The following is a 20,010-nucleotide window of genomic DNA, read 5'->3' as shown; positions in this document are numbered from 1 at the left end:
CGCTCGTCTAGCAGGCCTGCACGATCGGTGCCGGCGTCGAAATCGTAACGACCGTTCCCCACGCCGAAAAGCGCACGTCAGCAACTCTGAGCGCGTCGCCCACGGTGAGACGGCTGGGCGGCGGATGCCCGTCGGCCGCGATCACGAGACTGCCAGCCGACCCCTCGCCCGAGTCGATCACGACACTGATGCGCGCCGGTTCTCCGGTGACCGGGCCCGTGGACGGGTCGGCGCCGCCGGCGAGCGACTCGAGGAGCAGCGCCGGGTCGAAGAGGGTGCGCCACTCGTCGAGGATTTCGTCGCCGATGAGCAGTGGCGCGCGGGGAATCCAGGCTTCCCGGCTCCTCACAAGCTGCGACACATCGAGCACGTCGCCGCTGTGGCCACCCACAGCGAAGAGCGCATAGAGCACGTCCGGGCCGTCCTAGGTGACGTGCACGTTTCTGGACGTCGTCGTTACCGCAACGGATGCCGCGGTCGCGTCGCTGTTCTGCGCGCCGATCACGAGCCAGACGACCAGCCCGATGATGGACGATCAGCCGTTGGCATCCGCTGAGTCGGTGGAGGTTGCTGGTATTTCGACGATGGTGTCGGGGTTGGCGACCGAGGTGCGGGCGTTGGTGTCGGAGGCGCGGTCGTTGTCGGAGGACTGCACGGAGTATGCCGGGGACGTGGAGAGTGCCCACGCTGAGGTGTGGAAGATGTTGGCGCAGTTGGCGGTGGAGATCGCGGCGACGGTGGGGATCAGCCTGGCGTTGGCGGCGTTGGCGGCGTTCACGGCGGGTATTTCGGCCGGTGTGGGTGCGGCGGCCTTGGCGGTTCGGGTGGCGGGTTGATGGTTTCGGTGTGCAAATTGCGGCGAATGCGGCGGGTGGTGGCATTGAGGGTGGGGTGTCGTCCCTGATCACGGAGGGTTCGTTTAATGCGCAGGCGATTGTCATTGGTGCTGTGGCCGCGGGTACTCCGGCGGGGTCCGAAACGACGACGTCGCCGGGCGCGCTGAATGCTCCGGCCGTTCCGGGCGCGGCTGCAGGGCCCGTCGTTCGCCCGGATGTTGACGCTCCCCGCGCAAATGATGATGTCGTGCCGGCATCGGGCGCGTCTGGTAGTTCTGACCGTCTTCCTCCAGATGTCGATGCCGATGCCGATGCACCGCGCGACAGGCACGACGACTCGGTGCCGCCGGTTGCGGGTGCTGCCGGCAGCTCTGACCGTCTCCCGACGGACGCCGACACTGACGCGCCAAGCGACGCAGGCCGGGAGCGGGTGCTGGCCTCAGTTTCGGTGGGCCCATCTGCTACGGCAGGCTCGGCCGTGCCGGCTGTTGATGCGCCACCGGCTGTCAGCCACCCAGCGCTTGACGGCAATGTCACCGGTTACCAGCCCGGCGGCAGAAATTTTGATGACGCCGCTCCGACCGGGGCGAATGGCCAAGCGGATGCGACGCCTGTCGGCAGCAGTGCCGACCAGGCTCAGGCATCCCCGGTTGCCAATAACGCCATGCCTTCAGCAGCGGATGCAGCGCCACCGCAGGGTCTGTCGCGGTCCTCGGCGGACGCATCCGGCGTGGGCGAGGGCGCACGGCCCGCGGGCCTGGCGACGGTCTCGGGCGATGGAGCGCCCTCAGCGGGCACGCCGACCACCAGCGTCGTTGACCTCGATGAGCGATTCGACAAACTCTCTGATGACATCAATGCCGACTTCGACAAGCTCGAGGCCGATGCGGCCGCGAGCTCTGACCGGCTCGATACCGGCGATGGCGAAATCCCCGCTGCATCCATTCAAGATCGAATCGACACGTTGACAGACCCGCTTCATTCTTGCGCATCTCGAGGTGAGGGCTGGGAACGCTTAGCAGATGATCCCGTTACGCCGAAAGATCTGCACTATGGTGAGACCCTGTCGGGATCTGGCACGTCAACTTACCCCGTGGAGACGCCGATGAACGAGAAAACTTTCGACCTTATTGCTGACTCCGCCGCGCCGTACGGGCGTGAGGTGGACGGAACTCCGCTTAGTCAAGGGACGTTCGATTCTCGCTACGTGTTTCTAAACGGGCACGATAATTACCCGCCGAATTCTGGCGCCACCCGCGGTACCCGCGTCGCCTACGACGACTACGGTGCGCTTCAGCGCGACTATGGGACAACACTTGACCGGATCGGCTATCCGGGAGGTACCTATCTCGGTTTGAGAGTCGACGGAGTTTCAGCACCCTTCGAAGCGCGATCTCTGCCAATCTCGTCACTGGATAAGCCATTCGCTGCCTACGACGTCATGGGTGTCTTGCCGCCGGGGTGGACAGTCAAGGTGAGTGAAATAGCGCCAGGCGTTGGTCGTGCCGGTGGAGGTATTCAGATCAGATACATTGATGACGCTGGCGAAGCCGTTCCGGTCTACGACCTACTTGGGGTGCTGATCAAGTGAACGTCAATGTCTTTTCGTCAGCTTTCCGACGCTGGGTAGACCGGGCGGCAAACACCATCACGTTTGACTCCGGCGAATCCGCCGTCGTGATCGCCGACGGTGGAGGAGAAATTCGGTTCTATGTTCGTGGGGGAGGATCGGACTCCTTCGCCCTCACACGAGCAGAGCGCAGTGAGGCCGAACGGTTCGTCATGAGTTCAGATGATGTGACGGACATCGAGAGGGCCCTCGCTGTTGAACTGGCTGGGAATGTCCGTCAGAGGGAGGGACTGGCGCGGCTGCAGGTTCCCGGTCGCGTCGGGGAGTATGCCGCTGGTATTTCTGCGCGTGAAGAGGATGGGCTCGTGAGATTGCTGGTCGGGCAGCGCGGTCCCATCCGGTTCGTAAAGCGTGATCCCTATCGGTTGCAGCCGGATGTGCAGTTCTCATATTTCGCCAATGCCAGCGTGACTGAGATCATCGAGTCGGCAGGCAGCATTTCCGGCGGTCCGCTCTTTTCGACTCAATGAGTTCGAGATCGTGACGATTTCTTGGCAGGATTAGTGGAAGAACTCGAATCAGGCGCTTCCCTCCGTGTGGTTTCGCAGCAGCAATATGGTGGACGGGAAGAGCTGTGGCTTGGCCAGCCAATGGTTGGCGTATTCAGCTCCCGTGCGAGCAATTATCACCCTGCTGTACGTGCTTCCTATTCTTGCTCAATGTCATTCCTCAAACTGCGCGGAGTGTTTCTGGAACCTGACGCTCGACCGCTGGGTGTGGCCTAAAGCTGGAGGTCGGGCCTGAGGCGGATGCCGGTCGGCCGGTTCGGGGCCCGCGGATGCGCTTCCGAGGCAACTTATCAAGAAGCTATTACGTATTTTGGAGAGGATGTTCTAGATGACCAGCGAATCTCGGCCGACGACGGTGCTCGAACGCGCCATAGTAAAGGCGCGCCAGGGGTCGCTGACTGTGCAGGCATTGCTCTGGACGTTGGCAGCCTCAGAGGTTCTGTTGCTCTCGCGAGCACCATTCACGGACGTGGGGGAATTCGAGCCGCTCGTGGTGGAACGCGACGGTAGTCGTTTCCTGGCAGTCTTTACCCATTCTGATTTGATGCGGGCTTTTGAACGACCAGAACGTTCGTGGTTGTCATGACCGGGCTGGAGTTCTTCAGACGGATCCCTGCGGACGCTGGGATCACCGTCAACCCCGGAACAACCTTCGGATTTGAGCTACCGGCTCTTGGCGCAGTGGATTTTGCGAGCGAGTTGACGAGCTCCTAGCCTGCGGACAAATCGGCTCCGGTTGTTAGCGTCATCGCGATACGCCCTTCGCGTCGCGCGCGGACCTGCTGCCGGACATCGTCTATCACGTCGACGGTCGTGGAGATTTCTTTACGGATGCGCAGGGGTCGGTCGCATACGTGGAGACGCGGTATGGCGGTACGGGTACTTTGAATGCGGATTTGATGACGCCGCAGCCGAACACGACGTATGTGGTGCATCCGGACGTGGCTAGCGCTGCTGACGGTGCCAGTTATGCGCATGTGTTTAAGACGGATGATCTGGGGCGCACGGTGTTGGCGCATACGGAGCGTTTGGCGTTGGGTGATGCGCGCTTAACCGGGGCGGCGGCGAGAGCTTCTTCAATCTGGAGAACACGTGGCGCACGATGCTGACCGCCGACCCGAATACCGGGATCATGGTCGATGTACGACCGCACTATTCAGACGGAGGCAAGGTGACCGACAGATTTAAGGTTTAATACAGCATTAACGGTGCCGATCCCATCGAAAGGGTCTTCAAGAATGTCTGAGTCTTACGGGCTGCTGGCCGAGCAAGAAGCTTTCACTGCCGTAGCGCGAGCTTTGTCTGCGATGCTCGAGGACGGCGACGAGCACGTCGAGTTTCGCGCGAGCATGACGATCCCCGTGTCGGCACTCAAGGTGCGAGTCTTTAACCCGTCCGGTCGCCGCGAGATGCCCGAGGGGCGATACAACACGCCCACCACGCCGGACGAAGTTGGCGACGCTCTTGAGGTATTGCGGGCGGCGTCTTATCGTCCGGGGGCGGGGACGTGGTTCAGTATTTTTGTGGTCGTGCAGGCATCGGGTGGCGCTACGGCGGAGTACAACTATGACCAGGAGGCAGACTGGGACGATGCTCCGATAGATCCGATCTGTTACCTGCAGGATCAGGAGATTTTTCCGACCGATGAAGACAAGCAGCCGGAGTGGTTGAACGTGCGGTTGGCTGAGGGGCGTGCCCGGCTCGCTGCCCGAGACAAATCGTAGGAAGATTTAGGGTCAACGTGGTGTGCGCGGGGCCACCAAAAATGGGGGGTTGTTAGACTAGTCCCTCCCAACCCCCGTTGCCGTTGCCGGGGGAGGACGCGTCGCTCCAATCTTTGAGGTTCACCATTTCTCTGTCTACCACCGTTTCTACCGCGGCTGACGAAGCCCCCTCCAGAGTCAACAAGACCGTATTCATTGGCTCTGCGACGGGCATTATCGCCATTGCCCTCTGGGCCATTTTGGCCCCCGACAACGCCAGCGCTGTCATCGGAGCTGTCGTTGGCTGGGTCTCTACCAACCTCGGTTGGTACTACTTTCTGATCGTCACCATTGTGCTGGCCTTCGTCATCTTCATCGCCCTGTCGCGGGTGGGTAAGACGAGACTGGGTCCCGACCACTCACGCCCGCAATACAGTCTGTTTACCTGGACCGCTATGCTTTTTGCGGCTGGAATCGGCATCGACCTGATGTTCTTCTCGGTGTCTGAGCCGGTCACCCAATATCTGGCGCCCCCGACGGGCGATGGCAGCACCCTAGAGGCGGCACGCCAGGCCATGGTGTGGACACTGTTCCACTACGGCATCACCGGCTGGGCGCTCTACGCGCTCATGGGCCTGGCGCTTGGCTACTTTGCGTACCGCCAGAACCTGCCACTGAGCATCCGCTCTGCGTTGTACCCCATATTTGGCAAGCGCATTCACGGCCCGATCGGTCACGCGGTGGACATCGCGGCCATTCTCGGCACCATCTTCGGCATCGCCACCAGCCTCGGCATCGGCGTCGCTCAGCTCAACTACGGCCTGACCTTCATGTTCGATGCGCCGCAAACAATGTTCGTGCAGGGATCGCTCATTGCGTTGTCGGTGGTGATGGCCACTATTTCGGCCGTGACCGGCGTTGAGCGGGGCATCCGCCGGTTGTCAGAATTGAACGTGCTGCTCTCCGTCGGGCTCATGCTGTTCGTGCTCGTCGTGGGTAACACCTCATTTTTGCTCGACGCCATCGTACAAAACGTCGGCGATACGCTCAGCCGGTTTCCCGGCATGACCCTCAACACCTTCGCCTACGATCGACCGGATGCCTGGCTGAACGGCTGGACCCTCTTCTTCTGGGCGTGGTGGATTGCCTGGGCGCCGTTCGTGGGGCTGTTCCTGGCTCGCATCTCGCGCGGTCGCACGATTCGTCAGTTCGTTTCGGGCGTTCTCGTGGTGCCGTTCGCGTTCATCCTGCTGTGGATCGCCGTCTTCGGAAACAGCGCCCTGGCCATCGTGATCGGTGGTGACGCCGGCTTCGGTGAAATTGCGATGAACTCCCCGGAGCAGGCTTTCTACTCTCTACTCGACCAGTTTCCCCTGGCGCCGCTGACCGCCGCCATCGCCACCTTTACTGGCCTCCTGTTCTACGTCACGTCCGCCGACTCCGGGGCGCTTGTGATGGCCAACTTCACCTCGCACCTGAAGAACTCCGAATCCGACGGCCCGAAGTGGCTGCGCGTGTTCTGGGCGGTCACAACCGGCCTCCTGACCTTCGCCATGCTGCTGGTGGGAGGCATCCCGGTGCTGCAGAATGCCACGATCATTATGGGGCTGCCCTTCTCGGCGGTGTTGTTGTTAGTTATGTTGGGCCTGTATAAGGCCCTTCGTGTGGAGCAGTCTGTCACCGACAGCTACCGGGTCAGCCTGCCCGGATTGCTTTCCGGTCGTAGTGGCGACCCTGCCCGCACGCGCAACTGGCGTCAGCGCCTCAGTCGAGCAATGAGCTACCCTGGCCAGCGCCAGGCCGAGCATTTTGTGTCGACCGTGGCACTACCGGCGTTGCGGGAAGTGCATGAAGAGCTTCGGGCCCAGGGCGCCGAGGTGACCCTAACCGAGGGCGTCGTCGACGGGCTGCAGATTCCCCACCTTGACCTGCTGGTGTCGATGGGCGACGAGCGCGAATTCAAGTACCAGATTTACCCCGTTCAGTTGGATATTCCCACCTACGCCGTGCGCACCGAGTCGGAGCGTGGCAAGTACTACCGCATGGAGGTGTTCTCCCTCGAGGGCAGCCACGGGTACGACCTCTCGGGCTATAGCAAGGAGCAAGTCATTACCGACGTGCTCGACCACTATGAGACACACCTCGACTTTCTGCACCTCAACCGCACTGAGCCCGGCAACACCGCCCTGCCCGATGACCAGATGTCTAAAGACAACTGGGAAGCCGATTACGACTCCGAAGACGTGAAGAAATGAGCAATATGACCTCGACCCTATTCATTAACGGCACTTGGATGCCCGCCGCCGACGGCGGTACCCGCCTCATTAGCTGCCCGGCCGACGGTGAGCCGGTTGGCACCGTCTCTGAAGCCACCACAGCAGATGTTGAGGCCGCGATCCAGTCGGCCCGCACCTCGTTTGATAGCGGCGTCTGGTCTTTAGTTCCCGCTCCCGAGCGCGGCGATTTTCTGCTGCGCGTGGCCGCGGAATTGCGGGTGCGTAAGGCGCAGTTTGCTCGCGCCGAGACCCTGGACACCGGCAAGCGCCTGGTCGAGAGTGAAATCGACATGGACGATATCGCCAATTGCTTCGCCTACTTCGGCAAGCTCGCCGGTCAGGATGCCGGGCGGATCGTTGATGCGGGCGACGAGAGTGTGGTCAGCCGCATCGTGGTCGAACCGGTTGGTGTGTGCGGCCTCATCGCTCCCTGGAACTACCCGCTTCTGCAGGCCGCCTGGAAGATCGCCCCGGCGCTGGCCGCAGGCAACAGCTTTATTCTCAAGCCCAGCGAGCTCACCCCGCATACCTCGATTCTGATGATGGTGCTGCTGAATGACCTTGGACTGCCCGCCGGCGTTGCCAACCTCGTGCTCGGCGCCGGGGCCGTGGCCGGTGCGCCGCTGTCCAGCCACCCGGATATCGACCTGGTCAGCTTTACCGGGGGCCTGGAAACCGGCAAAAAGATTGCTGCTGCGGCTGCCGGAACGGTGAAGAAGGTTGCCCTAGAACTCGGTGGGAAGAATCCCAACGTTGTTTTTGCCGATGCCGACTTTCACGCCGCCGTCGACAATGCGCTTAACGGGGCGTTCGTGCACTCGGGGCAGGTCTGCTCGGCGGGTGCGCGGCTCGTGGTGGAGGCATCCGTTGCGGAAAGGTTTGTAGATGAACTCGTGCGCCGCGCCAACCAGATACAGCTCGGCGGTCCGTTCGACCCCAACGCCGAAACCGGGCCACTGATCTCTGCCGCGCACCGCGACAAGGTGAGCGCCTACGTGAAGAAGGGCCTTGAGGAGGGTGCCCGCCTGCGCTGCGGCGGCACCTGGGGCACCGGCGAGTTGGAAAAGGGCTTCTACTACACCCCGACCATTCTTGACCAGGTCAAGCGCGGCATGAGCGTCGTCATCGACGAGGCGTTCGGCCCGGTAGTGACGGTGGAAACATTTGAGACCGAAGATGAAGCCGTCGCTATTGCCAACGACACCGTCTACGGCCTCGCCGGCGCTGTGTGGACCCAGGATGCCGGTCGAGCGCAGCGGATGGCGAAGCGCCTACGCCACGGCACCGTCTGGATCAACGACTTTCATCCATACCTGCCGCAAGCGGAATGGGGCGGTTACGGCCAGTCCGGCGTGGGTCGGGAGCTCGGCCCGAGCGGCCTCGCTGAGTACCAGGAGACCAAGCATATTTACCAGAACACCGCCCCCGCCGTCACCGGCTGGTTCGCGGCGCGTTAGAGAGCGACCCAGATGACTGAACTAACCAAGACTGACTTTGACTACATCGTGATCGGCGGCGGCTCGGCCGGTGCCGCCGTCGCCGCCCGCCTCAGCGAGGACCCTGCCGTGCAGGTAGCACTCGTGGAGGCCGGCCCCGACGACCGCGGCATTGACGCTATTTTGCAGCTCGACCGTTGGATGGAACTGCTCGAGTCCGGTTATGACTGGGACTACCCGATCGAACCGCAGGAGAACGGCAACTCGTTCATGCGCCATGCCCGAGCCAAGGTGATGGGCGGATGCTCCAGCCACAACTCCTGCATCGCGTTCTGGGCCCCGGCCGAAGACCTCGACGACTGGGCCGAAAAGCACGGCGCCACCGGCTGGGAATCCGCCAATACCTTTCCGCTGTTTCAGAAGCTTGAGAGCAATTCCGACCCGGCGCCCCACCACGGGCACGACGGACCGGTGCACCTCATGGACGTGCCGCCGAACGATCCCAGCGGCGTCGCCCTGCTGGATGCTTGTGAGCAGACCGGCATTCCGCGGGTCACGTTCAACTCCGGCGGGACGGTGGTCAACGGCGCGAACTTCTTCCAGATCAACCGGCAGGCTGATGGTACCCGGGCATCCTCTTCGGTGTCGTACATCCACCCCATTTTGGAGCGGAAAAACTTTACCCTGCTGACGGACCTGCGCGCGCGGCAACTTACCTTCGACGCTGCCAAGCGGTGCACGGGCGTGCTCGTTGTCGATGCGGTCGGCCGCACGCGGGCTCTCACCGCGACAGGTGAAGTGATTCTCTCGGCCGGCGCTATTGATTCTCCGAAGCTGCTCATGCTCTCCGGGGTCGGCCCCGCCGCGCAATTGCAGGAGCACGGCATTGCGGTGCTCGCCGATTCGCCCGGAGTGGGCGAGAACTTTCAAGACCACCCCGAAGGTGTGATTCAGTGGGAGGCCAAGCAGCCGATGCCGACCGAGTCGACCCAGTGGTGGGAGCTCGGCATTTTCACCACCACCGAAGAGGGCCTCGACCGCCCCGACCTGATGTTTCACTACGGTTCGGTGCCCTTTGACATGCACACGGCCCGCCAGGGGTATCCGACCACGGAGAACGGCTTCTGCCTCACGCCGAACGTGACCCACGCGCGCTCGCGCGGAACCGTGAAGCTGCGCAGCCGCGACTATCGCGATAAGCCGCTCGTCGACCCGCGTTATTTCACTGACCCGCACGACATGCGGGTGATGATCGCCGGTATTCGCAAGGCCCGCGAAATTGTGGCCCAGCCGGCCATGGCCGCCTGGGCGGGCGAGGAGCTGTACCCGGGCACGGCCGTACAAACGGATGCCGAGATCACCGCGTACATTCAGAAGACGCACAACACGGTGTATCACCCGGCCGGTACCGTGCGGATGGGCGCCGTGGACGACATCGGCTCGCCGCTTGACCCCGAGCTTCGCGTCAAGGGGGTCACCGGACTGCGCGTTGCCGACGCTTCCGTGATGCCCGAGCTGGTGACCGTGAACCCCAACATCACGACCATGATGATCGGCGAGCGGTGCGCCCTGCTGGTGCAGGCAGCCCGAGCCGCACGCTGATGGTGGCTGGCCAGCCTGGGTCGCGCCGGGCTGGCTAGGTGCCGCCGCGAAGCGCTGTGATCGGCTCGATGTTCGAGGCGCGCACCGCGGGGTAGGCACCGGCGGCGAGACCGACGACGGTTCCGAGCAGGGCAGCTCCGATGGCGACGAAGGGGTCGAGAATGGGCGTCCAGCCCTGCAGCAGCGACACGACGACGACCGCGAACACCCCGAGAGCTGAGCCGATCAGACCGCCGAGCAGGCCGATCACCGCCGACTCCACGATGAACTGTCGAGCGATGTCGCGTTTGGTCGCGCCGAGCGCCCGGCGCAGGCCGATCTCACCGACCCGTTCCATCACCGAGAGCAGCGTCACGTTGGCGATGCCGAGCCCGCCGGCGAGCAGCGCGAGAATGCCGAGGGTGAGAAAAACGATGTTGATGTCGGCCTGGATGTTGTCTTGCAGCGACGACGCCGCAGCGGGAGCTTGCACCTTAAAATTCTCGGGCGCGCCTGGATCGAGGGCTATCGGTGCCTGGCGGGCGACAAGCGTGCCGGCGCCGACATTGATTTGCACGTGCAGTTCGGCGGGAGCAGCCAGAGCGAATTCGGTGCGCGCGGTGTTCAGCGGCACGATGACCGCGTCGAGCAGGTTGGCACGACGCTCGACGCCGTCGATGATACCGATAACCGTGTAGGGAACCTCGCCGATAAAGATGGATGGCTGTGAGTCGACGCGGTTGATGCCGAGCGTTTCGGCGGCCCGCGCGCCGAGCACTGCCACCCGGTCTCCGCGCTCGTCATGGCCGGCGTCGAAGTACCGTCCGGTGACGACGTCGCCGCGCACGGCGGCGAGCAGACCCGGTGAGGTGGCGATCACTGCGGGGCTTAGGGTCTGCGCGGCCGAGGGGTCATTGACCGGAACAGAGGTGATGAGCGCTCCGGCAACGTCGACATCGGCCACGAGACCGGCGCGTTTCACCCCGGCGAGCCGATCGACCCGCTCCGGGGAATCCCACGGCAACCGACCGGTAGCCTGCTCATTGCCGCTCGAATTACGCGTCGAGGCCGGTTCGATCATAATCTGGGTCGCCGAGACGGCGTCGAACTGGTTGGAAATCTGCCCGGCGGCGGTCTGCGCGAACCCGATCGTGACCACGAGCGAGGCAATACCGAGCACGGTGCCGAGGGTCGTCATGACGAGTCGACTGGGGCGGGCCCCCACGCCGTAGCTTGCCTCTATGAGTAGATCCTGCACCGAGAATCGGTTGGCGCGGGCAATGACTGGAACGATGCTGGGCGCAGTCAGTTCAGCGGATGTCGCCGGCTCGGTGCCCGAGACAGCGGCGACCGGCTCGGGGGCGGCGGCGGCGCGGGAACGGCGGCGCAGCATCCGCTTGCCGAAGAATGTCATGACAGTTCGCTCAGGCGGCCGTCGGTGATGCGCACGCGGCGTTCGGCGCGATCGCTCACCGCCTGGTCGTGGGTGATGACGATGAGGGTGAGGCCGTCGGCGTGCAGCTCTTCGAACAGGTCCATGACCTCGCCGCCGGTGGTCTCGTCGAGGTTTCCGGTGGGTTCGTCGGCGAGCAGTAGTTCGGGCGAGGCGACGACGGCGCGGGCGACCGCGACGCGTTGGCGCTCTCCACCGGAGAGGGTGCCTGGCAGAAAATTGAGCCGATGGTTGAGGCCTACCCGGTCAAGCGCGGCGCGGGCGCGATCCTCCCGTTCGGCACGGGGAACACCGCTGTACAGGGTGGCGAGCAGCACGTTATCGAGCACGTTGCGGTGGGGTAGCAGGTGAAATGACTGAAAAACAAACCCGATGGTGCCGCCACGCACGATGGCGCGCTGCTTCTCATCGAGAAGACTCGTTGACGTTCCGTCGAGGTGGTATTCACCGACGCTCGGCCGGTCGAGGAGGCCGAGCAGGTTGAGCATCGTCGACTTTCCGGAGCCACTCGGGCCAACGATCGACAGGTAGTCGCCGCGTTCAACCCGCAGGTTCACCGATTTGAGAGCCTGTACCTCGGGCGGGCCGGGAAACGACCGCGTCACGTTGACCAGTTCGACGACCGGGGCTGTCACCACCGGCCCATCACCGGCCCACCACGACGAGGTCGCCGACGCTCAGCGAGCCGTCGACCGCGGTGATCTCGACGAAGCCTTCGGCCGCGAGCCCGGTGGTGACCTCGACCAGTACGGTCTCGGCACCCTCGCCGGGATCAAACTCGACCCGGGATTCACCGCCGGCCCCGGCGGTGAGCGCGGCGAGCGGAACGGCGAGCACCTCGCCGTCGGTCGAGCTGACCGGGATGCGCACACGCACGTTGCTGCCCTGCACGGCCTGGATCTGTTCGTCGGTGAGCGCGTCGGGAGCGAACAGAACGGTGAAGCGGCCGCTGGCTGGTTCACCGCTGGCCGGTTCGGCGGGCAGGATCGAGCTGATCGTGGCCGGCTGGTCGCCGTCGGGCATGGCGAGGATGGCGGGGGCGCCGACCTCGAGCAGCGCGGCATCGCTCGCCGTGGCCGAGCCGGAGATGACGAGCGTCGCTCCGGAGACCCGCATGACCGGTCCGGAGATGCTCGATCCGCGCTTCACGCTGATCTCGTCGACCCGGCGGGGCAGGCCGGGCAGGTAGAGCACCTCGCCGGCAGGCAGGTAGGCGAGCGCGCCGTCGCGGGCGTCACTCAGGGTCTCCCCGGCACGGGTCAGCTCGGCTTTGGCGGCGGTGACGGCCGCCTTTTCGGCGCTCGCGTCGCGCGGGGCCAACGCCTGGGCCTGGCGCGCGACGGCCAGGGTGACGGCGTCCTCGGCATCCGCTATCTCGTTGGGAGTTCCTTCGGTGCGGGCCAGGGCGAGCGCCCGTTCGGCGCTGCGCACGTTGTTGCCCTGCTCGACCACGTCGACGTGGGAGGCGGCGCCCTGCACGGTGGTGAGGGCGCCGGCGGCGCTGTCGACGGATGCCTGCGCGCTCGTGACTCCGGCTTCGGCGCTGCTCACCGCGGTGGCGACATCGCTGCCGCCGGTGGGCGCCGGGTAGCCGACCTTGGCGTAGAGCGCCGTGACGGCGCTCGCTGTGCGGGCGTCGAATACGTCGGAGTCAAGCGCGCCGGGGTCGATTCCGGCCGCGCTCAGGCTCTGCTTGAACTGCAGCACATCGGGGCCGGAGACCCCGACCCGCAGGGTGCGGTAGACCGGCAGGTCGCCGGGCAGCACGATCACCGGGCGGCCGGTGACCTCGAGCGCGATCGAGGCCGTGTCGAAGATCGCGGCGACGTCTGGGACCTGCCCGGTGACGATGGGCGCGCCGGCGAGTTCGCCTGTTTCGATGGACACCTCGACCGAGTCGGCGTAGGCGGCGTCGCCGCGCATGGTGACGTCGTTGGCCAGGGTGCGGTTTTCGATCGGAACGGTGATGAGACCGGCGGCGGGAGCGTCGGCATCCGCTGCCGCCTGCCCGGGTGAGACGATCAGCTGGCCGAGGCCGAGGCCGGCCACGAGCGCGACGATGGCCACGGTAGCCATCACCCAGATCACCCGGTTGCCGGCGAACAGGCGGCGCCAGCCCTGGCTGCGCGAGGGGGTGGCGGGGTCGGCATCGATGTTGTCCGAAACGGTGGTGTCGCCAGAGGTGGCATCGATCGCCTCGGTCGTGTGGGGCTCGCTCTGTCGTCGGCCGAACCGGCGCGACACCTACTTGCCTTGCTCGGAGTCTGCGATGAGCGCGTCGAGCTCGGACTTGTGATCGGTGATGAACTGCTCTTCGAGTTCGAACTGCACCTTCATCGACGATTCGGTGTAGTCGACCTTTTCTGCGCAGGTGAAATCAGCCATGGCCAGGGCGAGTTCCTTCTCGTGCAGGTCAGCGAGGCTCTGCTCGTTCGGGCCGGTCGCCGCCTGGCTTTCGTAGAGAGTGTTCTGCTCGTTCATGATCAATTCCCGGGCGTCGGCCTTTTTCAGGAAGGTTGAATATCCCGCGCCAGCCATGCAGGCGGCCCAGTCGGCGTCGAGCTTCACGACGGTCGGGGACGACTGGGCGTCTTCGTACAGTGCGCCCATGGCTTCGTACAGCGCCGCGTGCTCATCTTCTGACGGCTGGTCCCCGTTGACCTCGTGGCTGGCAAATCCCTGGCAGCCGGATGTCTCCCAGTTGTATTCGTAAGAACCGTCATCGCCGAGTTCCTCCTCGGTAGGCTGAACGCCGGAGAGAACCTCGTAGTACGCGCCTTGTTCGCTCTCGGAGAGGGACGAGACGTAATCCTGGTTCGGGTCGACGAATTCTTCGCTCTGCGCCTGCTGCTCGGCGATCTGCTCGGGAGACTGGCTCATGCCGTAGCCGTTCTCGGCCACCCATTTTTCGGTGCCGTATTCCTCGCCACCATCGCTCATGCCGCTGTACTGCGAGTTATCGACGGGTACGTAGTCAAAGCCTTCATCAGCCATGCAGGTGGCCACGATTTCTTCCTGCTCGTTCTGCATCGCCATCGCCGAGTCTTCGTCGTAGTCCTGGTAGGTCGCTGCCATGTATTTCGCTAGCGGGCTTTCAGCCGGGTCGAGTTTCGTGTCAGCCTTCTCGGCGCTGCACCCCGCGAGCGACAACGACAGAAAAGCGACGGTGGCGACGGCAGTGAGTAATGAGCGATGGCGCATGAAGTTCCCCTTTGAGCATTTTCTGGGCTGCGCCGCTGACCGATCGCCGCCCCCGATCTCCCCATAAGCTAGCGCACTACGCAGACGAACGGGGGTGAACGCCAAGTTGCAGCGCTACAAAAAATCATACCGCCTGGTCTGTTTCGGGTGCAAAAGGGAGTCCGGCCCGGTTGTCTCGGGAGATGGCCGGGTAAGCGTGCTCCGCGCATAACTCCTGCAATTTCTCAGACCCGACGATCAGAGCGCCGTAACGACGGAAGAGTTGACGGCCATCGAGACGGATTGCAGGAGTTATGACCTGCGCCTGGGTGTGCGGCACCGCCAGACCGCACGGCGTACAGTTCAGGCTTGCGTGCGCAGGTAGGCGAGCTGCGCGCGAACGGATGCTTCGGCGGCGAACCGCACCGCGGCATCCGTTTGCGCGTAGACGAGATCGGTGACCTGCGACACTGTCGCTGCGGAACCGAGCTCACCGAGCGCTGCCCGCACCTGGTCGAGGCGCTCGTGGCGGTGCTTGAGGTAAGCGGTGCAGATGGCTGCGAGGTCGGGCAAAACCGGGCCGTGCGCCGGCAATACGGTGGCCGGCCCGAGCGACCGCAACGACTCGAGCGAGGCGAGGTAGTCGGCCAGGCTGCCGTCGATGATCGTGGTTCCGCGGCCGAGAATGGTGTCGCCGGTGATCACCGATCCGGCGTCGCCGTCGCCCGGCAGGTGCAGGCAGACCGAGTCGTCGGTGTGTCCGGGGGTGGCGATCACCCGGATGCTGGTGCCGGCGACCGAAAGCAGCTCACCGTCGTTGAGGGGGTCACCATTCACGCAATGCTCGGCATCGAACGCCCGTACCGGGGCGCCGGTGAGCTCGGCGAAGCGCACGCTCCCGGCCGTGTGGTCGGCGTGCCGGTGGGTGATCAGCACGAGCTCGACCCGGCCGGCCGCTGCGAGAGCGGCGAGGTGGCCCTCGTGCAGCGGCCCGGGGTCGACGACGACCAGGGCCGGTGCGTCGGGGGCGCCGATGAGATAGCTGTTGGTGCCGTCGAGCGTCATCGGCCCGGCGTTCGGCGCGAGCAGGCTGCGGGTGAGGGCACTCGTGCGCGTGATGTCGGCGGGCATGATTGGCAGTTTACCGCCGCGATCGGCGGCACCCCCGGTTGGAGGCGCCGCCGATTGGCGCTTCTTAGGGGTGAACGATGATCTTGACCGCGGTCTCGTTGTGGTTGATCAGCGTGTCGAAACCCTGGGTGATCAGGTCATCGAGCGCGATACGTCCCGTGATGAACGGAGCCAGCTTGACCCGGCCCTCCTGCACGAGCTTGATCGTGGCCGGGTGATCGCGCACGTAGGCGATCGTTCCGCGCAGGTCGATCTCCTTGAGCACGAGCTTCTGCATGTCGATGGTGGCCGGCTTGCCCCAGATCGACACGTTGACGATGACGCCGGCGGGCCGCACCGCGTCGAACAGCTGGTTGAGCACAACGTTCACGCTCGTGCATTCGAAGCACACGTCGGCGCCGTTGCCGCCGGTGAGCTCGTGCACCCGGGCGACGACGTCTTCCTTGCTGGGGTCGAGCACGTAATCGGCAACGCCGGTGTCGCGCGCCTTAGCCTTGCGTGCTTCGCTGAGCTCGGACATGATCACGGTCAGGCCCTCGGCCTTGCACACTGCGGCAACGAGCAGGCCGATGGGGCCGGCTCCGCCGATGAGTGCCACATCGCCCGCTTTGGCGCCACTGCGCACGAAGGCGTGGTGGGCAACGGAGAGCGGTTCAATCAGCGCGGCCTCATCGAGGGGAATGTCGCCAATGGCGTGCACCCAGCGGCGGTCGACGACGACCTTCTCGCTGAGTCCGCCGCCTCCACCGGCCAGGCCGATGAAGCCCATCTTGGTGCAGAGGTGGTAGTTGCCGGCCAGGCACGGCGCACACTCGTTACAGACGAAATAGGGTTCGACGACGACGTTGTCGCCGACAGCGAGGTCGGTCACGCCCTCGCCGAGTGCGCTGACGGTGCCCGAGAATTCGTGGCCGAGCGTGACCGGTTCCTCCTCGTGCGAAAGCGGATGCGGGTGGCCCTCGGCCGGAATGAAGATGGGCCCCTCGAGGTATTCGTGCAAATCTGTTCCGCAGATGCCACACCAGGCCACGTCGATGGCGACGGCTCCCGGTCGAAGCTGGGGTTCGGGAATGTCCTCGATGCGAATGTCTGCCGGGCCGTGAAAACGAGCTGCCTTCATGATGCGTCACTCCTCCTTGCACCGGAACAGCGACGGTACCCTCGTGGCACCTGCGGTACGCTCCGGGGTACTTTCAGCCTACGCCGGGATGCGGTCGTTGTGGGTTCAGAGCCCGGCGCTAGGGTGGGAAAACCCGCACGACCGACACCTTAAGGACCAGCGATGACGCTAGACACCGAGACCGCGCACGTTTCGATCGGAGTCGCGGCGACCGTGGTCTTGCTGCGGGACAGCCCAGAGGGCCCAGAAGTGCTGTTGCTCGAGCGGCCGCGGCACCGCGGGTCCTTCGCCGGCGCATGGGTCTTTCCCGGCGGCGGCGTCGATGCCGAGGACCGGTTGTCAACGGATGCCGCAGCGCCAGCCGGCCGCGCCACCGGGGAAGCCACCGGGGAAGCCTCCGCAGCGCAGGCCGAGGCCATCGAAGAGCTCGCCGCCCGCCGGGCTGCGGTGCGCGAGGTGCTCGAGGAGACTGCACTGGAGGTCGCACCCGAGGCCCTCGTGGCCACGGCGCTGTGGGTTCCGCCGCTGAACGTGCCGAAACGGCTGCGCACCTGGTTCTACCTCACGACGGCGCCGCCGGGCACCATCGTGCTCGCCGAAGACGAGGTCATCGACTTCGTCTGGCTGCGTCCGGAGGAGGCGCTGGAGCGGCACGCATCCGCTGTGATGACCCTGGTAGCACCAACCTGGGTAACGCTGCACGGACTGCAGGGGCACGCATCGGTGGCCGACATCGTGGCCGAAGCCGGGCAGCGCGGGCTCGCACACTACGAAACCCGGCTCGGTGCGAGCGCGCGCGGGCCGGCGCTGTTCTGGGCGGGGGATGTGGCGTACGCCGATGACGCGCTCGCCGAGCAGGCCGGGGGGCGGAACCGCCTCGAGATCGGCGGGCTGCCGTGGGCGTACAGCGTGGGCTAGTGGCTCAATACCAGTTGTGAGTCTCGGAGTGCGCCCAGGCCCCGCAGGGGGTGCCGTAACGGGAGGTGATGTAGCCAAGACCCCAGCTGATCTGGGTTGCCGGATTGGTCTGCCAGTCGTCGCCGGCCGACGCCATCTTGCTGCCGGGCAACGACTGCGGAATTCCGTACGCGCCGCTGCTCGTGTTGTAGGCGTTCACTCGCCAGCCTGACTCGCGCTGCCACAGCGAGACCAGGCAGGTCAGCTCCGAGTCGCCCCAGCCCCGGGCCGCCACCTGGTCTGCCGCGATGCGCTTCGCGCCGGCGCGGTCGATCACGGCGCCGCTCAGGGGAACGATCGGGGGAACGGTGGGAACGGACGGGGCGCCGGGTGCGACCGGCTGGGCTGGGGCATCCGCTGCGGCAGCGTTTACCGCAGCCTGCCGTTGCTGCTCGTCGTAATTCTGCTGCGCGGTGACGCCGGTGCGGTACTGCCGCTCCACCTCCGCTGACGAATTCTTGAGTGAGGCCAGCTGGGCGTACAGCACCTCGCCGGCGGAGCGTTGAAGTTCAACCTCGGTATCCGCCGCATGCTGCGCTGTTTCGGTGGCGGCCAGTGCGGCCTCGGCTTCGTCGCGCAGGCGGTCGCGCTCGCGCGTCTTCAGCTCGGCCTGGGCGGCAAGGGTCTCGGCCGTATTGCGCTCGGCCTCGGCGAGCTCCGTGAGGCGCCCCGTCTGCTCCGTGAGCCGGGTCATGGCGCCGAGCTGGAACAAGAGTTTGTCGGCCTGCCCGCTGTCGAAGAGGGCGCCCACCGCGAGGCTGCTGCCGCCGGAACGGTAGAGCTGGGCACCGAGCACCCCGAGTTGCTCGCCGCTGATATCAGCCCGAGCGGATGCCGCTTCCGATTGCGCAGTCAGCACAGTTTGCTGGGTGGTCGCCACCGTCAGATCGGTTTGGGCCTGGGCGGCGTGGGCCGTCTCGGTCACGGCCTGATCGCCGAGAGCGCCCGCACGCGACTGCAGGCCGTTGAGGGCGGACTCGATCCGTTGCACCTCGGCAGCCGTAGCGGCCTCGCTCGACCGGGCAGCTTCGACCTCAGGCCAGGTGGGATAGTAGTCGGCGGCTGACGCGGAGGACACCAGGACGATGCTCGAGGCTAGAACCAGGGTGATCGTGGCCAGGCCGGTTGCCTGCGTCAGCCGCCTAATGCGCACACGACCGAAGACCTGAGTCACGCTGTCGGCAGGAGCGCCGGAACACGGCAGCCCTGGCCGTTTGCGAAGTTGAGGCAGTCGTCGAAGATGACCGAGAACGGTTCGAGGGTCGAAGCCCCGAACCAATTCGTGTAGAACAACCAGAAATTGAGGTTACCGTAGGTGGAGCAGGCATCGCCCTCGTCGCCGGCGTTCTCGATGGCAACCGGGTTGGGCTGGTACGGCGTGTAGTTGTACAGATTGGCGGTGGCCTGGTTCCTAATAGCCACGGCGGAGGCCCCGCACTCAGCGTTGGGGTTGAAACCCACGTCGACAGTCCCGATCTGGAACGCCCGGTCGGGCTCCTGGGTGTACTGCCGAAACTGCCAGGCAGCGTTGTAAACCTGGTTGAAGAAACCGAAGTATTGGTCGTCGCAGTCCGCGGTGTCGGGGCAGCCGTAGCCGGTGGCGCGCAGATAACCGGATGCCGTGGGCCGGGTCAGCAGCGACTGTTCCTTTTGCAGCAGCACCAGCAAGACCTCGGGGCTGATGGTGCAGGCCGTCGCGATCTTCGCGATGATGCGGGCGGCCGTTTCGTTCTCGGCACCGACGTAGGGCAGGCAGTGGCCGGCGCCCTGGGCCGGTTGGCTGGTTGTCGTCTCACGGTACTCCCAGAGGCAGGGCACTCCGTCGCTCGGGCGGCAGGAGCGCTGCTCGAGAAAATCCTGAATTTGCACCACGGTGAGGGCATCGGGGTTGAAGAAGTTGTAGTCGCTGATGATGAGTCCCGGGTTGAACGTCGCGGGATCGTCCGGTGCCTCGTCGGTCGCGGCCAGGATAGTGGCGGTCGGCAGCCCCGCCGCGGCGGCCGATGTGGCCGGCAGCGCAATAAGCGTCGCCGCGAGCCCGACGAGGGCCATCCCGGTCGCCAGCACGCGCAGTCTACGACGGGTCTGCGCGAAGAGTCTCATACCCAAACCCTAACCGCGGTCGGGCTGCGGGCCGGCCGCGGTCATCCGTTCGCAGCACTCGCTAGCGAAGCGGGCACTCGTTGTTAGGGGTGCTG

Annotated in this window: 18 protein-coding genes; 9 read left to right on the top strand and 9 right to left on the bottom strand. The window is 65.0% G+C overall.

Features of this window, described 5'->3' with window-relative positions:
- Window positions 1-7 precede the first annotated feature (7 nt).
- Window positions 8-412: a hypothetical protein gene (locus QMK31_RS09905; protein ID WP_283500784.1), complete on the bottom strand. Its 405-nt coding sequence runs from the start codon at window positions 410-412 to the stop codon at window positions 8-10.
- 112 nt (window positions 413-524) lie between these two features.
- Here QMK31_RS09905 and QMK31_RS17365 point away from each other — a divergent pair, with 112 nt between their 5' ends.
- The 8 genes from QMK31_RS17365 to QMK31_RS09865 all read left to right on the top strand — a co-directional run bounded on the left by QMK31_RS17365 (window position 525) and on the right by QMK31_RS09865 (window position 9,992).
- A complete protein-coding gene (locus QMK31_RS17365; RefSeq protein ID WP_502852989.1) occupies window positions 525-836 on the top strand; it encodes a WXG100-like domain-containing protein in 312 nt (103 codons plus the stop codon).
- Window positions 837-1,500: 664 nt separating this feature from the next.
- Window positions 1,501-2,427 (top strand): TNT domain-containing protein, encoded by a 927-nt coding sequence (locus tag QMK31_RS09895; RefSeq protein WP_283500782.1) that lies wholly within the window; start codon window positions 1,501-1,503, stop codon window positions 2,425-2,427.
- Entirely contained in the window at window positions 2,424-2,936 is a 513-nt protein-coding gene (locus QMK31_RS09890) for an Imm61 family immunity protein (protein ID WP_283500781.1), read from the top strand. The genes QMK31_RS09895 and QMK31_RS09890 overlap by 4 nt, the downstream gene beginning before the upstream one ends.
- Before the next feature lie 367 nt (window positions 2,937-3,303).
- On the top strand, window positions 3,304-3,561 hold the full coding sequence (locus tag QMK31_RS09885; RefSeq protein ID WP_283500780.1) for an SseB family protein: 258 nt from the start codon (window positions 3,304-3,306) through the stop codon (window positions 3,559-3,561).
- Window positions 3,562-4,213: 652 nt separating this feature from the next.
- Complete coding sequence (locus tag QMK31_RS09880) at window positions 4,214-4,699, top strand: hypothetical protein (protein ID WP_283500779.1); 486 nt, start codon at window positions 4,214-4,216, stop codon at window positions 4,697-4,699.
- 113 nt (window positions 4,700-4,812) lie between these two features.
- Window positions 4,813-6,933: a choline BCCT transporter BetT gene (gene betT, locus QMK31_RS09875; protein WP_283500778.1), complete on the top strand. Its 2,121-nt coding sequence runs from the start codon at window positions 4,813-4,815 to the stop codon at window positions 6,931-6,933.
- A complete protein-coding gene (locus tag QMK31_RS09870; RefSeq protein ID WP_283500777.1) occupies window positions 6,930-8,411 on the top strand; it encodes an aldehyde dehydrogenase family protein in 1,482 nt (493 codons plus the stop codon). The genes betT and QMK31_RS09870 overlap by 4 nt, the downstream gene beginning before the upstream one ends.
- A gap of 12 nt (window positions 8,412-8,423) precedes the next feature.
- Window positions 8,424-9,992 carry a GMC family oxidoreductase gene (locus tag QMK31_RS09865; protein WP_283500776.1) on the top strand — a complete coding sequence of 523 codons (1,569 nt, stop codon included), beginning with the start codon at window positions 8,424-8,426 and terminating at the stop codon, window positions 9,990-9,992.
- A 34-nt stretch (window positions 9,993-10,026) separates the two neighbouring features.
- Here QMK31_RS09865 and QMK31_RS09860 read toward each other — a convergent pair whose 3' ends face one another.
- The 6 genes from QMK31_RS09860 to QMK31_RS09835 all read right to left on the bottom strand — a co-directional run bounded on the left by QMK31_RS09860 (window position 10,027) and on the right by QMK31_RS09835 (window position 16,855).
- Window positions 10,027-11,385: an ABC transporter permease gene (locus QMK31_RS09860; RefSeq protein WP_283500775.1), complete on the bottom strand. Its 1,359-nt coding sequence runs from the start codon at window positions 11,383-11,385 to the stop codon at window positions 10,027-10,029.
- A complete protein-coding gene (locus QMK31_RS09855; RefSeq protein ID WP_283500774.1) occupies window positions 11,382-12,062 on the bottom strand; it encodes an ABC transporter ATP-binding protein in 681 nt (226 codons plus the stop codon). Before QMK31_RS09855 ends, QMK31_RS09860 begins: the two co-directional genes overlap by 4 nt.
- Window positions 12,063-12,069: 7 nt before the next feature.
- Window positions 12,070-13,668 (bottom strand): efflux RND transporter periplasmic adaptor subunit, encoded by a 1,599-nt coding sequence (locus tag QMK31_RS09850; protein WP_283500773.1) that lies wholly within the window; start codon window positions 13,666-13,668, stop codon window positions 12,070-12,072.
- On the bottom strand, window positions 13,669-14,625 hold the full coding sequence (locus QMK31_RS09845) for a hypothetical protein (protein ID WP_283500772.1): 957 nt from the start codon (window positions 14,623-14,625) through the stop codon (window positions 13,669-13,671).
- Between the two features lie 342 nt (window positions 14,626-14,967).
- Window positions 14,968-15,735 (bottom strand): MBL fold metallo-hydrolase, encoded by a 768-nt coding sequence (locus QMK31_RS09840; protein ID WP_283500771.1) that lies wholly within the window; start codon window positions 15,733-15,735, stop codon window positions 14,968-14,970.
- 64 nt (window positions 15,736-15,799) lie between these two features.
- Window positions 15,800-16,855, bottom strand: a complete 1,056-nt coding sequence (locus QMK31_RS09835; RefSeq protein ID WP_283500770.1) for a 2,3-butanediol dehydrogenase — start codon at window positions 16,853-16,855, stop codon at window positions 15,800-15,802.
- Between the two features lie 162 nt (window positions 16,856-17,017).
- On the opposite strand from QMK31_RS09835, the gene QMK31_RS09830 reads away from it, so the two are divergent.
- Complete coding sequence (locus QMK31_RS09830; RefSeq protein WP_283500769.1) at window positions 17,018-17,773, top strand: NUDIX hydrolase; 756 nt, start codon at window positions 17,018-17,020, stop codon at window positions 17,771-17,773.
- Between the two features lie 4 nt (window positions 17,774-17,777).
- Here QMK31_RS09830 and QMK31_RS09825 read toward each other — a convergent pair whose 3' ends face one another.
- Both QMK31_RS09825 and QMK31_RS09820 read right to left on the bottom strand, forming a co-directional pair.
- Window positions 17,778-18,986: a coiled-coil domain-containing protein gene (locus QMK31_RS09825; RefSeq protein WP_283500768.1), complete on the bottom strand. Its 1,209-nt coding sequence runs from the start codon at window positions 18,984-18,986 to the stop codon at window positions 17,778-17,780.
- Window positions 18,983-19,915, bottom strand: coding sequence for a hypothetical protein (locus tag QMK31_RS09820; RefSeq protein WP_283500767.1), 933 nt, complete (start codon window positions 19,913-19,915; stop codon window positions 18,983-18,985). Before QMK31_RS09820 ends, QMK31_RS09825 begins: the two co-directional genes overlap by 4 nt.
- Window positions 19,916-20,010 lie beyond the last annotated feature (95 nt).

The organism is Cryobacterium sp. PH31-O1 (genome assembly GCF_030063455.1).
In the GTDB taxonomy this organism is placed as follows: domain Bacteria; phylum Actinomycetota; class Actinomycetes; order Actinomycetales; family Microbacteriaceae; genus Cryobacterium.
The sequence above is the reverse complement of the archived record's forward strand: the minus strand, read 5'-3'. Positions and strand labels throughout refer to the sequence as shown.

Coding starts and splice junctions, on each gene's coding strand:
- QMK31_RS17365 (WP_502852989.1), top strand. CDS start 525: ATGATGGACGATCAGCCGTTGGCATCCGCTGAGTCGGTGGAGGTTGCT.
- QMK31_RS09895 (WP_283500782.1), top strand. CDS start 1,501: ATGCCTTCAGCAGCGGATGCAGCGCCACCGCAGGGTCTGTCGCGGTCC.
- QMK31_RS09885 (WP_283500780.1), top strand. CDS start 3,304: ATGACCAGCGAATCTCGGCCGACGACGGTGCTCGAACGCGCCATAGTA.
- QMK31_RS09880 (WP_283500779.1), top strand. CDS start 4,214: ATGTCTGAGTCTTACGGGCTGCTGGCCGAGCAAGAAGCTTTCACTGCC.
- QMK31_RS09870 (WP_283500777.1), top strand. CDS start 6,930: ATGAGCAATATGACCTCGACCCTATTCATTAACGGCACTTGGATGCCC.
- QMK31_RS09865 (WP_283500776.1), top strand. CDS start 8,424: ATGACTGAACTAACCAAGACTGACTTTGACTACATCGTGATCGGCGGC.
- QMK31_RS09860 (WP_283500775.1), bottom strand. CDS start 11,385: ATGACATTCTTCGGCAAGCGGATGCTGCGCCGCCGTTCCCGCGCCGCC.
- QMK31_RS09845 (WP_283500772.1), bottom strand. CDS start 14,625: ATGCGCCATCGCTCATTACTCACTGCCGTCGCCACCGTCGCTTTTCTG.
- QMK31_RS09840 (WP_283500771.1), bottom strand. CDS start 15,735: ATGCCCGCCGACATCACGCGCACGAGTGCCCTCACCCGCAGCCTGCTC.
- QMK31_RS09835 (WP_283500770.1), bottom strand. CDS start 16,855: ATGAAGGCAGCTCGTTTTCACGGCCCGGCAGACATTCGCATCGAGGAC.
- QMK31_RS09830 (WP_283500769.1), top strand. CDS start 17,018: ATGACGCTAGACACCGAGACCGCGCACGTTTCGATCGGAGTCGCGGCG.
- QMK31_RS09820 (WP_283500767.1), bottom strand. CDS start 19,915: ATGAGACTCTTCGCGCAGACCCGTCGTAGACTGCGCGTGCTGGCGACC.